14 protein-coding genes are annotated in these 14,863 nt (G+C 42.6%); 6 read left to right on the top strand and 8 right to left on the bottom strand.

Features of this window, described 5'->3' with window-relative positions:
- Positions 1-1,251, bottom strand: coding sequence for an MFS transporter (locus ACWPWY_RS20620; protein WP_454193466.1), 1,251 nt, complete (start codon positions 1,249-1,251; stop codon positions 1-3).
- 399 nt (positions 1,252-1,650) lie between these two features.
- Here ACWPWY_RS20620 and ACWPWY_RS20625 point away from each other — a divergent pair, with 399 nt between their 5' ends.
- From ACWPWY_RS20625 to ACWPWY_RS20635, 3 genes are all read left to right on the top strand, one after another.
- Positions 1,651-3,012, top strand: a complete 1,362-nt coding sequence (locus ACWPWY_RS20625; protein ID WP_454193467.1) for an FAD-dependent oxidoreductase — start codon at positions 1,651-1,653, stop codon at positions 3,010-3,012.
- Between the two features lie 167 nt (positions 3,013-3,179).
- Positions 3,180-4,028, top strand: coding sequence for a formate/nitrite transporter family protein (locus tag ACWPWY_RS20630; RefSeq protein WP_454193468.1), 849 nt, complete (start codon positions 3,180-3,182; stop codon positions 4,026-4,028).
- Positions 4,029-4,498: 470 nt separating this feature from the next.
- Positions 4,499-5,023: an N-acetyltransferase family protein gene (locus ACWPWY_RS20635; RefSeq protein ID WP_454193469.1), complete on the top strand. Its 525-nt coding sequence runs from the start codon at positions 4,499-4,501 to the stop codon at positions 5,021-5,023.
- Between the two features lie 97 nt (positions 5,024-5,120).
- On the opposite strand, the gene ACWPWY_RS20640 is transcribed toward ACWPWY_RS20635, so the two are convergent.
- From ACWPWY_RS20640 to ACWPWY_RS20650, 3 genes are all read right to left on the bottom strand, one after another.
- On the bottom strand, positions 5,121-5,357 hold the full coding sequence (locus ACWPWY_RS20640; protein ID WP_454193470.1) for a hypothetical protein: 237 nt from the start codon (positions 5,355-5,357) through the stop codon (positions 5,121-5,123).
- A 179-nt stretch (positions 5,358-5,536) separates the two neighbouring features.
- Positions 5,537-6,085, bottom strand: coding sequence for a GNAT family N-acetyltransferase (locus ACWPWY_RS20645; protein WP_454193471.1), 549 nt, complete (start codon positions 6,083-6,085; stop codon positions 5,537-5,539).
- Between the two features lie 83 nt (positions 6,086-6,168).
- Positions 6,169-6,423 carry a DUF2164 domain-containing protein gene (locus tag ACWPWY_RS20650; RefSeq protein WP_191800633.1) on the bottom strand — a complete coding sequence of 85 codons (255 nt, stop codon included), beginning with the start codon at positions 6,421-6,423 and terminating at the stop codon, positions 6,169-6,171.
- A 338-nt stretch (positions 6,424-6,761) separates the two neighbouring features.
- On the opposite strand from ACWPWY_RS20650, the gene ACWPWY_RS20655 reads away from it, so the two are divergent.
- Positions 6,762-8,465: a glutamine--tRNA ligase/YqeY domain fusion protein gene (locus ACWPWY_RS20655; RefSeq protein ID WP_454193472.1), complete on the top strand. Its 1,704-nt coding sequence runs from the start codon at positions 6,762-6,764 to the stop codon at positions 8,463-8,465.
- A 53-nt stretch (positions 8,466-8,518) separates the two neighbouring features.
- On the opposite strand, the gene ACWPWY_RS20660 is transcribed toward ACWPWY_RS20655, so the two are convergent.
- Complete coding sequence (locus ACWPWY_RS20660; protein WP_454193473.1) at positions 8,519-9,484, bottom strand: helix-turn-helix transcriptional regulator; 966 nt, start codon at positions 9,482-9,484, stop codon at positions 8,519-8,521.
- 102 nt (positions 9,485-9,586) lie between these two features.
- Between ACWPWY_RS20660 and ACWPWY_RS20665 the strand changes: the two genes are divergently transcribed.
- Entirely contained in the window at positions 9,587-10,408 is an 822-nt protein-coding gene (locus tag ACWPWY_RS20665; RefSeq protein WP_454193474.1) for an alpha/beta fold hydrolase, read from the top strand.
- Between the two features lie 87 nt (positions 10,409-10,495).
- Here ACWPWY_RS20665 and ACWPWY_RS20670 read toward each other — a convergent pair whose 3' ends face one another.
- On the bottom strand, positions 10,496-11,698 hold the full coding sequence (locus ACWPWY_RS20670) for an MFS transporter (protein ID WP_454193475.1): 1,203 nt from the start codon (positions 11,696-11,698) through the stop codon (positions 10,496-10,498).
- A 219-nt stretch (positions 11,699-11,917) separates the two neighbouring features.
- Between ACWPWY_RS20670 and mobA the strand changes: the two genes are divergently transcribed.
- Entirely contained in the window at positions 11,918-12,550 is a 633-nt protein-coding gene (mobA, locus tag ACWPWY_RS20675; RefSeq protein WP_454193476.1) for a molybdenum cofactor guanylyltransferase, read from the top strand.
- A 114-nt stretch (positions 12,551-12,664) separates the two neighbouring features.
- Here the strand turns inward: mobA and ACWPWY_RS20680 are convergent, their stop codons facing one another.
- The gene (locus ACWPWY_RS20680) at positions 12,665-13,498 is read right to left on the bottom strand and encodes an aldo/keto reductase (RefSeq protein WP_454193477.1); all 834 of its coding nucleotides are present in this window, start codon (positions 13,496-13,498) and stop codon (positions 12,665-12,667) included.
- 258 nt (positions 13,499-13,756) lie between these two features.
- On the bottom strand, positions 13,757-14,854 hold the full coding sequence (locus tag ACWPWY_RS20685) for a stalk domain-containing protein (RefSeq protein WP_454193478.1): 1,098 nt from the start codon (positions 14,852-14,854) through the stop codon (positions 13,757-13,759).
- Positions 14,855-14,863: the final 9 nt, after the last annotated feature.

Below are 14,863 nucleotides of genomic sequence, written 5' to 3' on the forward strand. Positions count from 1 at the left end.
TTACGACCTCTGTTTGAGATGAGTCTGCTGCTTCACTGTGATTCGTTTTGATTTTGCAGATTTGATCATGAGATGGAGGTTGCCATTGCGAACAATAAGCCATGCGGCTACAAGGAGTGTCAAGCCGTTAAGAATGAAAATCCAGCGGATTGGCAGCCAGATGCCGAGTAATCCACCTACGATGGGTCCTGCCATTGTAGCCAGCTGCGAGGCCGATTGATTCAGACTGAACGCTCTTCCTCGGAAAGAGGAGTCTGTAGTTTCCACGATAAGTGCATTAATTGTGGGATAGACAGCTGCAAAAAACAAACCATAACCGAAGCGCAGAATTCCAAAACCGATATAGTCACTCACAAAGAATTGAGCGATGTTTCCCAGTCCGCCGCCGATCAGCCCAATCATAAGTACTTTAGAGTAACCGATCTTTCTCCCGATTTTACCCCAGCGAGGAGCCATAATAATCGTGGCGATCCCGACAGAAGAGAAGATGATGCCTGAAGTCAGGGAAGCACTACTTTTGTCTACACCCATCTCCATGACGTATACGGTAAGCAGCGGTTCTAAAATCATGACAGAGAAGGTAGTTACGGCCATAACCCCCAGCAGTGCCATAAAAGGTTTGTTGGCAGACGCTTGCTTAATGTCATCTCTTACTCTGGAACGGGGTGAGGAACGATCGAAATTATGCTCCTTCACAAAGAAAGTAGCAATCAGAGCAGAGACAAGCACGATAATTGCAGAGAATAAAAAGGCGTTCCGATTGCCATAGTAGTGACTGACCACACCTCCAATGAGCGGACCAATGATGCTGCCTGTCGCACCAGCTGTAGACATAATCCCAAGCGCATATCCTGTCTTTGCTTCTGGAGTATTGGTGGCGACAAGAGCAATGGATGCGGGAACAAATCCAGCCAGTAACCCTTGAAAGATTCGTACAATAATAAACAGATAAGGGTCATGTACGAAGTAGTTGATCAGGTAAAGAAGGGAAAGGGCGAAACCAGACCGTATAAGCATCGGTTTGCGCCCGTATTTATCAGCTAAAGAGCCCCAAAAGGGAGAAATGAGTGCACTGGCAAGGAAGGTAATCCCAAAGGCTACGCCAGACCATAATTCGAGTGTGTTTTCTCCGATACCAAGCTCTGTATTCATAAAGATAGGTAAGAAGGGAATAGAAATTGAATAGGCTGTACTGCAAAAAAAGACGCCGATCCAGAGTACAGCGAGATTTCGTTTCCAAGGGAAATCCATCGAGACACGTCCTTTCGCATGAACGACCCCCCGGCCCAATATGCATGACAATAAAATGCGAGGTCGTATAATCAATAAGTTAGCCTCTATTCTACTCCTAATAATTGTAAAAACAATTGAAATATGGTTCAAAAGTAGCCTAAGTGAGTGCGAAAAGCGAAAAAATCTTAGAGAAATGATAAAAAGGGCTTGAAATGTGAAAAAGATCACATTATAATCAGGATATAAACATTAGTGAATTAAATCACAAGAAAACAAATGCCTGAACATCTTTAAGAAAAATCGTCAGGCGGAATCGAAACGCATATCCATAACTTTTTTATAGCTTATTTAGTGAAAGTTTTCACAAATCAAATTCGATGTGATTTTATATCACTTACCTTTAGGAGGAACTTTATTATGAAAATTGCTGTTGTTGGATGTACACACGCAGGTACGGCGGCTATTGTGAATACGGCTAAGCTTTATCCCGATGCTCAGATTACGGTATACGAGCGTAATGATAACATTTCTTTTCTATCTTGCGGTATTGCGCTTTATGTTGGCGGGGTAGTGAAAGACCCGGATGGATTGTTTTACTCTTCTCCCGAGCAGCTGAAAGAACTTGGAGTCGAAACGAAAATGCTGCACGAAGTTACAGATATTGATACGGAAGGTCACAAGCTGACGGCGCGTAATCTAGAAACCGGCGAAGAAATCACAGACACTTACGATAAACTGATTATGACAACAGGGTCTTGGCCTATTATTCCAAACTTTGAAGGCGTTGGACTAGAAAACGTACTCCTGTGCAAAAATTATAATCATTCCAACACGATTATCGAGAAATCAAAAGATGTACGTCATGTGACCGTCGTCGGTGCAGGATACATCGGTATTGAGCTCGTCGAAGCATTCCAAATGAATGGAAAAGAAGTTACCCTAATCGATGCGGAAGATCGGATTCTAAGTAAATATCTCGATGCTGAATTCACGGATCGTGTCCAAAAGTCGCTTACGGATAAAGGAATTGAAATTGTTCTTGGCGAGAAAGTAAGCCGATTTGAAGGAAAAGATGGAAAAGTCACTGCGGTCGTAACCGATAAAGGAGAATACCAAACGGATCTAGTTATCCTCTGTATCGGTTTCCGTCCGAATACAGCCTTACTCAAGGGTAAAGTTGATATGATGCCAAATGGAGCGATTCTTGTGGATCGTTATATGCGCACAAGTAATCCTGATATTTTCGCAGCAGGGGACAGCGCAGCCATCTATTATAACCCAACTCGTCAAAGCGCATATATTCCACTAGCAACAAATGCGGTTCGTATGGGCATGCTTGTAGCTCGAAACCTGGTAAACCCTACTATGCCTTATATGGGTACTCAAGGGACATCAGGAATTAAAATTTATGAACAAAATATTGCAGGAACGGGAGTAACAGAAGCTGCGGCAAAAGCAGCAGGTATGGCGGTTCAAGCGGTGACGATTGAAGATAGTTATCGTCCTGAGTTTATGCCTACTTCGGAGAAAGTCCTTATAAAAGTCATCTATGAGACAGAATCCCGCCGAATTGTGGGTGCTCAGATGATGAGTGAAGCCGATCTAACACAGTCAATCAATACAATTTCCGTATGCATTCAGAATGAAATGACGGTAGATCAGCTGGCCTTTATCGACTTTTTCTTCCAGCCTCATTACAATAAGCCTTGGAATTTCCTCAACACTGTAGGGCAAGCAGCACTAGAGCCGGTACCAACAAGAGAAACCGTATCTGTATAACAAGAACCATCCGTACATCATTGTACGGATGGTTTTTTATTGCTTCTTAAGACCAGAAGTTGTGAAAATTCTGTACTGTGTGATTTTAGTAACAAACTTGAGTTGGAAGAAGATTTACAATAAACCTTAGATACGTAATCTATAGGTGAAAGGAAGTTATTCCGACTATGGCAGCATTAAAACCGGCAACAGTTGCTGAGTTAACGGCGGATACAGGTGAACATAAAGCCCATAATCCCGCTATCGTGGTTCTGATATTAGGTTTTTTGGCAGGTGCGTACATTGCCTTAGGATATCTATTGTATATACGAGTGATTGCTGCAGCTCCTGAAGCATGGGGGAGTATGAATGGACTCATTGGGGCTCTTGTTTTCCCCATAGGACTTACACTAGTCTTGATTGCAGGCGGGGAGTTGCTCACCGGAAATATGATGGCATTATCACTTGCACGATTGGCGCGTAAAATTACAACGCGGGAAGTATTTTGGAATTTAACGCTAGTCACATTTTCGAACTTTGTAGGAGCTATTTTTGTAGCTTACTTATTTGGTCATGTACTAGGATTGACAGGCCAAGGCGTATACCTTGATAAAGTGGTGGATGTAGCAGGACATAAAATAGATGAGTCTTTTCTGCAAGCTTTTGTTTCTGGTATTGGCTGTAACTGGCTGGTAGCTTTAGCCGTTTGGCTTGCTTATGCTGCGGATTCAATGAGTGCTAAAATTGTGGGGATCTGGATTCCGACCACTGCTTTTGTAGCTTTAGGATTTCAGCACGTGGTAGCTAATATGTTCCTTATCCCAGCTGCGATTTTTGAAGGACATTTTACTTGGGGACAATACATCATGAACTTTATTCCTGTCTGGCTTGGAAATCTGACGGGGGGAGCCATCTTCGTAGCTGCAGCCTATTATGCTGTTTATCTCCATAAACCAGTCAATACAGTAGTCACGAAGGAAGAGACAGATATCCCGATGAGTTCCAATCCAACTACGATGCAGTCCATTACAGAGTAGTATCTTTCGTTTCCAAGAATCATTGTAGTATATAAAAAAATCCGTCATGGCCAGGTTCGGGGGAACGAAACCTGTTCATGACGGATTTTCGGGAGTGGTCCATGATATGGCATGTGGAGGAGGTCTTTTGCCTGTCTCATAATGCCTTGATCTTCATTACCCGCCCTTATATGAGGTGAAACATCAGAGAATAAAAATTTTTATATGATAATTTGAAGCCATCAGTGAACGATTGAGATCCGTTCACTGATGGCTTTTTTGCTTTTTTTGCACATTAATTTTGCTAGCGTATGCAGAAACTTTGCTTTAGGAAATCTCATGTCAGGATCCTCCTAGAGGATATGTGTGGAACAAGCCATGATGTATGTCTTTGAAGAGCTGATCCGGAGCACATCACAGGCCAAAAAAACTCGGATTTTGTGCTGTTTTGTCTAGTTATGTATAGCATGTGGTAGAATAGGAAAAATACAATGGCTTGCAAAAAGAAAGGTAGATCGCAGATGGTATTAACCAGAGAAGCTCTGACAGTGCGAAGATCGAATCTTCAGGATGTAGCGCAGCTGATGGAGCTGGATGCTCTAATATGGGACGAGCATAATGCACCTGCACCCGTTCTTTGGAAATCAAAAGAAGCATATTTATTGGCATCTCCGCCAGGAAATCAGTTCATTGCTCTGAAGAATAACAAGCTTTGCGGATATATTGGTTTTAGACCTCCAACCTCCTTGTGTAGCAACAATCATGTATATGAGATTCATATTGCCGTGCATCCGGCTTATCAGCGGCAGGGGATCGGCAAGTCACTTATGGACTCGATGATGAAACATGCGAAAAGTGAAGGGATTCGCAAACTTCGTCTGCGTGTATTATCTAGCAACCTTACTGCACTTGCTTTCTATAAGCAATATGGGTTTATGGAAGAGGGAAGACTTAGTTCAGAGTTTTACATCGCAGGAAAATATGTTGACGACATTTTAATGAGGTATATGCTATAAACGGTCATCCAAAAGAGGCTAACCTAATTGCCTAGGTCAGCCTCTTTGTCAATTGTATGAATTCTTGTACTTGCTTAAGGAGACACTCAGGAACATCTTATTTATTATTTTGCTTATTTGAATGGTCTGAACGTTCTGTTTCCTGCGGGGTTACAGCTACGTTTTGTTGTCGTCCTGCTGTACTTCGGTTATCAATAGTGGAGTGCTGTGATTTGTCTGTGTTTGAAGCGGGTTGACCACTGCTCGCATAAGGACTGGTGCTGACAGCCATCCCAATGGTTAACATCATGGCAAACGAGCTTGACATGACCCAATTTGATACTTTGTCATTCATTAATAATACCTTCCCTTCATTCGCGGCTATTTAAAGATAACCGATCAGAATGAGTGCGGTATGAACACAGCCTTAAGAGTAGATTAAATATAAAAAGCATTCTGCATAACCGAGCGGGTTAGCAAAATGCCTGTATACATCATAAATCATCTTTTTATGTAGGAATGTAACGATGCTGATTAACGAAGTAATTTCCATTCACTTTGAAGCATGCCGTATACAGCATGGTTTACATAGCCGAGCGGTAATTTCTCTGCTTGGCGGATAATGCCCTCAAGGACGAACCCGAGTCTTTCTGGAACCCCGCGGCTGCGATGATTGTTGGTTGCACAGCGAATCTCCACCCGGTTCAAATCCAGGTCGAGCAAGGCGTAATCAACGAGAGCGCGGCAAGCTGAGCTCATGATCCCTTGCCCCTCATGAACTTTACCAAGCCAATAACCGATACCTACGGTGCGATTATGCCAATCGATCTCATGAAACCCGATGACACCGGCAAGTTCGCCTTTTACCCAGATCCCTGCAGTAAATCCACCATTATCCGCAGCTTGGCGAATCGCATTCTTGATAAACTGAACGGTGTGTGTTTCTTCTGTTACATTGTCCACCCAAGGAAGCCATTCCCGAAGCCGCTCACGAGACTTATCTGTCAAACTATACAAGGCACCCGTATGCTCCATGGACAGGGGCTTAAGTTCAATATCATCATCTAACTTGTACGCAAACATGATCAAACCTTCCTTCTAATTAAAATCATAGAAATCAAAGTAAAAGAACATATATGAGATAAAGACTAACTAAAAAACAAGAATCAACGGGATAATTTGATGTTTTTCTCTAGTGCATAAACATCCTCTTCTAAGGAGATCATTCGCTGATTCAATAACACTCGGCAGTCACTTAGAGCTTGATTGTAAACATAGGGTGAAAGCTGTGTCATGAAAAAATCGAGAACGCCATCTGCCGCCAAATCACCGATGGTTTCTCCGCGCTCTGTTTCAAAATAAGCTTGAATCAATCGTATCATTTGATCCTTCTGTTCTTTGGGCAGCTTCATCGCTTTCATCACTAATACTCCTTTAACACCTCATTTCCTTCATGCTACCTTATATTAAGCCTGTCGTCAAAAGGCGAGAGATGCTGTAGTTATACCAATTTAAGGGATAGAAGTTCTATCAATTTACGAACATTTCGCATGCTTCAGGTTATCTGTACCAGATAACTTGGGAATGCTGATCGTAAGGGGTATACTGCTCTGCAGGGAATATATTTAGAATAGATATGATCCCTGCGTGCTTTTCCTCATTATCCTACATTATTGCTGAATAACGCCTGAAAAGGTATATTTAATAGAAGGTATTTTTTGAACTACAGAACTTATCACGTAAAGAAAGGTTGATCATCATGGAGAAGCCGTTAACACCCTCCAATTTCATAAAAAATGTGATCTCTGAGGATCTTCGTACAGGAAAAGTAAAAGAAGTGGTGACCCGGTTTCCTCCGGAACCCAATGGTTACCTTCATATTGGACATGCCAAAGCGATTTGGATTAACTTTGCTCTCGCTGAGGAATTTGGCGGGACGACAAATTTGCGTTTTGACGATACGAACCCAGCTAAAGAAGATACGGAGTATGTAAACTCGATCCGTGAGGATGTAAAATGGCTTGGTTATGAATGGAAAGAGAATCCATTTGCATCTGACTATTTTGAAGAAATGTACAACCGTGCTGTAATCCTTATCAAAAAGGGACTTGCCTATGTGGATGATTCTAGTCCTGATCAAATTCGTGAAATGCGCGGAACCTTAAAAGAGCCAGGTACAAACAGTCCTTACCGGGATCGCAGTGTTGAAGAGAACCTTGATCTGTTCACTCGTATGCGTAACGGGGAGTTTAAAGACGGAGAGCGTGTGCTTCGTGCCAAAATCAATATGGCTTCGCCGAATATCAATCTTCGCGATCCTATTATTTACCGTATCGCGCATATCCCGCATCATAATACAGGGGATAAGTGGTGCATCTATCCGATGTATACCTTTGCTCATCCTATTGAAGATGCAATTGAAGGAATTACTCATTCCCTTTGCTCCCTGGAATTTGAGGACCAACGTCCATTTTATGACTGGGTGATTGAGCATTGTGAACTTGAAGCGAAGCCGCATCAATATGAATTTGGCCGTTTGAATCTCGCGCAAACCGTAACGAGCAAACGGAAGCTGAAGCTTCTCGTCGATGAGAAACATGTAGACGGATGGGATGATCCGCGTATGCCGACCATTTCTGGTCTGCGTCGCCGTGGTTATACACCGGAAGCTCTGCGCGAGTTCGTCTATGAGACAGGAATCTCGAAGAGCCAAGGACTGGTTGATCTCGGAATGCTTGAGCATTTTATCAGAGAAGACTTGAAGCTGAAGGCACCGCGTACGATGGCCGTACTTGATCCAATCAAAGTGGTAATTACCAACTACCCAGAAGGACAAGTCGAAATGCTTGAAGCAGAGAATAATCAAGAGAATGAAGAGATGGGCAAACGCGAGATTCCTTTCTCCCGTGAGATTTATATTGAGCGTGAAGATTTCATGGAGAATCCGCCGAATAAATACTTCCGCTTGTTCCCAGGGAACGAAGTTCGCCTGAAACATGCTTACTTTATCAAGTGTAACGATGTGATTAAAGACGAAGAAGGTAATATTGTGGAGATCCACTGTACCTATGATCCTGAAACGAAGAGCGGCTCTGGATTTACCGGCCGTAAAGTAAAAGGAACGATTCACTGGGTAGAAGCGACTCAAGCAATTCCTGCGGAATTCCGTTTGTTCGAACCACTCATTAACAAAGAAGAGCCGGAAAGCGATGATGAGCTTGAGGAAGAGAAGGAAGCAGGGGAACCTGTGGAGAAATCATTCCTTGATGAGCTGAACCCGAATTCGCTTACGATTGTTCAAGGTTTTGTGGAGCCGAACATGAAAGATGCGAAACCACAAGATAAGTTCCAATTCTTCCGTCATGGATACTTTAATGTGGATCCTAAATATTCAGAGCCAGGCAAACCGGTATTTAACCGGGTGGTATCTCTGAAGAGTTCATTCCATTTGCCAAAAGCATAAGAAAATAAAAATAAGCCCCTTTTCTGTTTCTGACAGAGAAGGGGCTTTTGTTTTTATTCTGCACTTATGTCTTTGTTGTACTTTATGACAAGCTCAGCTAGACAGAGACGTATGACCTTTTCAAGTTCATAAGATTCTATGATGCGGACGTCTTCGCCTAGACCAATAAAAAACTGAGCAAAATAAGGGAGATCTTTTTTCTGGATCACTCCTTCGAGCCAGCCTGTTTGGTCTTCCCGGATATAAAGCTGTGGTTCTGACCAAGGCTCGGCTTCGCATCGTTCAATTCCTCTACTAGTCAGTTCTGCACGAATGGAGACGGAATCTATGTTCGGTGTGGAGTTTTCTATATCACTCTTTATAGAGGGAAGGGTTCCGCTCCGATGTTTTGGCTTAACTGGAGAAAGAGTAACAGACTTCATCTTGTCACAGCGAAATACACGGTTACTTTGTTTTTCGTAACAATAGGCTAAGCAGTACCAAAGTCCGCTTCTTGCATAAATCTGTAGGGGCTGAATTTCGCGGATAGAGCATTGGGTTTGCGAGTCATATTCTACACACAATATTTTTTGATCGATTGCCGCATCCAGTAAAAGAGTGAGGTAAGGGGCAAGAGCTGTCCGTTTAGGTGTAATAAAATCAACTCTGTTTTTCATTTGATCAATGCGATCTCGTGTATCTTGCGGCATAAAGTTATAAAATTTCCCTAGTGCGGAAACGGTTTCTGACTCAAATGGAAGAGAATTATAATGACGAAGGGCGTGCACGGCAAAAAAGATCGCTACAGATTCTTCCACGGAAAAAGCAATGGGCGGAAGCATCCGGTCTTGCAATATGCGGTAGCCCCCGTGCGGTCCAACTTCTGAATAAAGAGGAACTCCAAGTTCACTCAGCTCTTGAAGATCTCGAAGTATGGTACGTTTGGATACTCCAAATTCACCAGCAAGTTCTCCTACCGTAAAGATTCGCTTCTGGTTTACAGTCAGCATTAATTCCAGGAGCCTTTTGGATTTAGACATGAAATCATCCTTTATGATCTTAATAATGACTATTTCTGTCACTATTATCTGTTATTTTGTTGATAAGAACCAGAGTTCTTATCAAATTGGAGGAAACATGATATGTATCAAAAGAGTGAAAATCAGACCCTCAGTAGAAAGTATTTTTACTCAGGGTCATTACGGCTATCGTATCTAGATTACGGCGGTGACGGGGATCACCATCTTCTTATGCTGCATGGACATATGGGAGATGCTAAAACATTCTCTGAGTTGGCTCCTCGGTTATCAGGTTGGCGTGTTCTATGTCTCGACCAACGTGGTCACGGATGGAGTGACCACCCTCCTGCTGGAGAATATACAAGAGAAAGTTATATAGAGGACATTTATCGTTTCATCCAAAGTGAGCTACATGGACAGCAAGTTACCATTCTTGGCCATTCACTTGGTGGAGCCAACGCATACCAGTTTGCAGCACAATACCCCGAACTCGTAGAAGCCTTAATAATAGAAGACATTGGAGCAGTCATAAATAGTGATATGTCGTTTACGAAGTCTCTCCCGAATCAATCAGGTTCACTGAAAGAGTTGCGAGCGTTGCTCAAAAAGAATGGGATGAACAACATTGAATATTTTATGGAGAGTATATATGAAAATGAAATTGGGTGGGGATTTCGAGCTGATCTGAAAGGAATACCTATTTCTCAACAGCTACTGAACGGAGATTGGTGGGAAGAATGGATGAGGACAGTCTGCCCTGCATTACTAATTCATGGAGGTAAAAGCTTCGTTCTAGATAAAGATCAGGCTGTGCTTATGGCAGAACGCCGGGTTAATACGAAGCTTACTCATTTTGAGGAGTGCGGGCATGGGGTTCATTTGGATGATCCAGAAGGTTTTTATAAGGTAGTGGGTTCTTTTCTAGAAGAAATATCTCAGAAATAAGGTTATGATTTCATAAAAAGGCAGGAATGGGTTGAATTATTTTCAGCCCACTCCTGCCCTTTATGATTTGGAAAACAACTTATTCTATCAACTAGATTTCACATTGTAGCTTGATGGAAGTGGAGGCTGATAACCGTATCTTCGTACAATGTAGTACATTACACCAAAACCAATGGTTCCGACCGCAGCCATGAATACGCCAACCTGGTACATCACGGACGCTCCAAAGTTCTGGAACATAAAACCACCAAATATACCGGCGATAACACCTGAAACTCCACTCCAGGAAAGCGTGTAGAGCGCTTGGCCCGAGGACCGGTATGGTTTTGGAATGAAGAGCATGGTCAGCTGGGTTCCTACATAAAAATATCCGCCAAATGTAACCGAATGTAGCAGCTGGATAAAGGCAATCTGCATCGGAGTTGTTGCCAGTGCCATCAGTTCCCATCGTAGCACAAAGAGCAGACTGACAACCGTGAGACAAGCGAGCATAACGGTCATTTTCCGTTTCAGAAAACGGTCAAATAATAGAAAGACAACAATCTCTAGAATAGAAGACATAAATACGGCAAGACCTACCATTTGCTTGCTTCCGCCAAGTTCAGTAATGTACAAGGAAATAAATGAGCTATTCATTGCATTGGGAATGGATACTAGAATTCCAAGGATCACAAATGTCATGAAATAGGGATTCAGTATCACCTGAGAGAATCCGCGCATGGTAACAATCGGTGCATCCGATGATCGTTGTAGACGAGGCAGAAGAAGCGCAAACCCAAAGGCTATAATGAGCAAAACACTAAAGACCAGAGACATCTGGGAGTCTCCGAGCCTATCCATGATCGGCCCTGCTAAAATGGCAGTGAAAGCCCAGCCCATGGATCCCCATAAACGGAAGGAACCAAATTTATAGTCCGTTCCATCAATATAGGTCAGAATCATACTGTTTGTCTGTGCAAATAAAGGACTCTGAAAGAAATAGTAAAAGATCATTGCCGTAAAAATAAGACTGTAACTCTGCGCTAAAAATACAGCTTGTACAAATAGTAGCGTACCCGCCACCATAATAAGTACGGTCTTACGGATGTTCTGGGTACGATCACTCATATATCCCCAGAAAGGGTTAGCAAACAGAGAAACAAAAGGACCAATTGCCATCAGGCTGCCGATTTCGATTTTCGTCAGACCGATATCTTGAAGATAGATTTGAAAGAAGCTGGTAAAGACTGCAATGGCTCCATAGACAAAGAAATTATACAGCTTCAGCTGCGAAAAAGAGGACGTACGCAAAGGTAAGCCATTCCTTTCGGTGGTATCTTATATTTTGGCGTAAATTCATGTTTTGTTAACACTTTAGCACGTAATTGTAAGGGGATACAATTTATTTTTATTCTAAGATGTTAATGATGTGGATAATAGGTGAACAGGAAATGGACCCTGTTCGTTATATAGTATTCTTAAGAAGGAACGTAGATCTCATATTTTATTAAGAACGGAGAGGTTTGGCAGATGAAGATGGCAGGCATTGTTTTGGCTGGCGGAGCATCCCGGCGTATGGGGATAGATAAGGCTGCACTCGAGCTTGGGAATAGCAGGGTTCTGGACATCATAGCAAGGGAGCTGTCCAGCATGACATCAAAAGTTTATATTGCAACAGGGTCTGTAAGCAGAGAAGACATGGATTCTGAGTATATAGAGGTCAAAGATATCTATTCGGGGAGCGGCCCGCTAGCAGGGATTCAAGCAGGAATGCTTCGGGGGGAAGCGGATCTGTATGTGGTTGCTTCCTGTGATATTCCTTTGATTCGTGCAGAACTATTATCTGCGATGGTTCAGGTAATGGAGGTCGATCTTGATTCGGGAGTTCAGGCTCTTGTACCGCAGATCAGAGACCAGATTCATCCCCTAGCAGCAGTGTATCATCATAGCGTGATGGATATGCTCGAGAACCAGCTTAGGAAAGATAATCGCAGAGTAAGGGATGCGCTCTCTAAGCTTACCGTTCGTTATATAACCGAATCCGAGCTGGAAGCCATTACTGACATTCCTGCTGCTCGGATTGAAGAGATGTTTATAAATATGAACGAGAAAGAAGACTATGAGCGGGTGAAACAAATATATGGGTCCAGAGATCAGAATTAGTAAGCAGAAAAAAACATGTCCTTAAAGACATGAAATTACATCCTGGCTAAAAGGACAAATTCAATACTTTAAGGACATGCGCTGTTAGAATTTTTCTGCGTAGCTGCCGTTTTATTAGAAGTTAAAGTTATCTGGGTCCGGGCCTGTACGCTCATCTTTGTTCAAGCTGTTAATTGTGTTCATGTCTTCTGCCGTTAATTCGAAGTCAAAAATCGCTACATTTTCTTCGATACGGCTTGGTGTAACGGATTTAGGAATCGTAATCGCATCATTCTGCAGATGCCAGCGAAGAATAACTTGAGCAACTGTTTTGTTATAATTATTTGCAATTTCCTGGATCGAAGCATTGTCTAGCAGTTTACCATTACCAAGTGGTGACCAGCCCTCGAAATAAATTCCTTTGGATTTACAGAATTCACGAAGCGGTTCTTGTGTAAGATACGGATGGAATTCGGACTGATTGACCGCAGGAACCGTTTTGGCTTCGCTGAGCAGATCCTCCAGATGATGAATATTGAAATTACATACTCCAATCGCACGGACTTTACCGTCACTGTATAGGCGTTCGAGTGCTTTCCACGTATCTTTATATTTATCTTTTACCGGCCAGTGGATCAAATATAAATCAAGATATTCAAGGCCAAGTTTTTCTAAACTGGTTTCAAAAGCACGAATGGTAGCATCATAACCATGGTCTGCATTCCATACTTTGGTTGTAATGAAAAGTTCTTCGCGAGGAACACCGGAATCTTTTATTGCTTTTCCGACACTTTCTTCATTCTTATATGCGGCAGCTGTGTCAATTGCACGATATCCGTGCTGAATTGCATGCTTAACGGCTGCGTAAGTTTCTTCTCCGTCTTTCGCTTTCCATACCCCAAGGCCGAGCTGAGGCATTTTCACACCGTTGTTAAGAGTTACTGTATCTTGCAAGTGAGTAATGGTCATAGATAATCCCTCCGTGAATAGATTCTTACTATTATTACACCTATATGGAGCAAGTAACACAAAGCTGTTCAATACTTACATGCGCATACATATAGTTTCTTATTCATTTTAGACTTCAGGTTAGTTGAAAGCAAGCTAGTCCACACTTCATACGTAAACAAAAGGCCCCGAGGGGCCTTTTGTTGTGTTACATGGTATAGGAACTTGAAGACTTATATTTTGAAAATTACGGGTAGGTCAATATTTTAATCTAATCCCTCAGCGTTTTGTAAAGGCAGAGTATGGGATAACAAACTTCGGCATGCCTTCCGCGAAGGCAGTATACTCGTATTGCGTAAAGTAGATAACGATTCCTTTATGACTTAGGAAAAAATCACGATCTCGTTCAATTGTCTTGAACGGAGCGATTAGAGGCAGTTTGCGATCAGAAATCTGTTTCTTTATTTTCTGATTAATGATCGTAACATAATCAGAATGGTCACCTGTGGCCTCTTTCAATGTGAGTAGCTCGCCTGTCGAGAGGTCAAAGGTATAGGCTTTTCGAGCGGTAAAACTGTGCGCCCCACCTGTGTAGATGTAGTAATCAACATAGATGCTTAGCAGTCCCTTTTCGTTATACGTGACGGTAAATCGTCCATCGAGGCTCGGGCGCCGGATCGAAGCATTAGGATCTTTAGCTAACAGGGAGTCATTTTCTTTGACGGCCGGTTCCATTTCTTTTAATCCAGCGGAAACGGATTGATCGGCTTCTTGTTTCAGGAAGTTGTTGATTTTTTGCTGTACCTCGGTATTTTTAAATTTAGACAAGACAGGGTAGAATACAAGCAGTGATTTTCCGTCCCCGTCTGCTCCGATCGTTTCGGCAGTAACGGAGAGCGCGTTCTCCGATATGGCTTTCAATTCGGCAGTCTTTGATTTATTTTCGTACGTTACCTCGTAACCGAAGCTCTCTGACAAGAAACGAAGCGGAAGATATGTCGTGCCGTCCTGTAGGATAACCTCAGGACCTAAGACTGGCTGACCGTTCAGAAGGTAAGAACTATTGGACAGACTAATTTCCATCGTTCGATTTCTCCCTGTCACTTGAACGAGCTGGGTAGAAGGAACGTACTTCGTTTTTAATCCTAACGAGGTGTTTAGATTCCGGAGTGCGATGTACGTCGAACCATTTTTATTTATCGTGCCAATACGTGAGTTTGTCCCTTCGATTTTAAAGGGCTGCGAGATAATCGGATATTTTTTAACCGCTGCTGAAGCGTCGTTTGTGGGTATATAGGCTGCGATAGGAAACACCATAATGGCGGCAAGTGATAAGGTTAGCGCCCGAGAACGCCACCCCTTTTTTTGATTAATCAATGAATTCAC

The sequence above is a fragment of the Paenibacillus sp. Marseille-Q7038 genome, from assembly GCF_965111595.1.

Excerpts from the sequence above, each read along its gene's own strand:
- ACWPWY_RS20625 (WP_454193467.1), top strand. The coding sequence starts at position 1,651 with ATGAAAATTGCTGTTGTTGGATGTACACACGCAGGTACGGCGGCTATT.
- ACWPWY_RS20660 (WP_454193473.1), bottom strand. The coding sequence starts at position 9,484 with ATGTCTAAATCCAAAAGGCTCCTGGAATTAATGCTGACTGTAAACCAG.
- ACWPWY_RS20630 (WP_454193468.1), top strand. The coding sequence starts at position 3,180 with ATGGCAGCATTAAAACCGGCAACAGTTGCTGAGTTAACGGCGGATACA.
- ACWPWY_RS20640 (WP_454193470.1), bottom strand. The coding sequence starts at position 5,357 with ATGAATGACAAAGTATCAAATTGGGTCATGTCAAGCTCGTTTGCCATG.
- ACWPWY_RS20665 (WP_454193474.1), top strand. The coding sequence starts at position 9,587 with ATGTATCAAAAGAGTGAAAATCAGACCCTCAGTAGAAAGTATTTTTAC.
- ACWPWY_RS20635 (WP_454193469.1), top strand. The coding sequence starts at position 4,499 with ATGGCTTGCAAAAAGAAAGGTAGATCGCAGATGGTATTAACCAGAGAA.
- ACWPWY_RS20655 (WP_454193472.1), top strand. The coding sequence starts at position 6,762 with ATGGAGAAGCCGTTAACACCCTCCAATTTCATAAAAAATGTGATCTCT.
- ACWPWY_RS20650 (WP_191800633.1), bottom strand. The coding sequence starts at position 6,423 with ATGAAAGCGATGAAGCTGCCCAAAGAACAGAAGGATCAAATGATACGA.
- ACWPWY_RS20645 (WP_454193471.1), bottom strand. The coding sequence starts at position 6,085 with ATGTTTGCGTACAAGTTAGATGATGATATTGAACTTAAGCCCCTGTCC.
- mobA (WP_454193476.1), top strand. The coding sequence starts at position 11,918 with ATGAAGATGGCAGGCATTGTTTTGGCTGGCGGAGCATCCCGGCGTATG.
- ACWPWY_RS20680 (WP_454193477.1), bottom strand. The coding sequence starts at position 13,498 with ATGACCATTACTCACTTGCAAGATACAGTAACTCTTAACAACGGTGTG.
- ACWPWY_RS20620 (WP_454193466.1), bottom strand. The coding sequence starts at position 1,251 with ATGGATTTCCCTTGGAAACGAAATCTCGCTGTACTCTGGATCGGCGTC.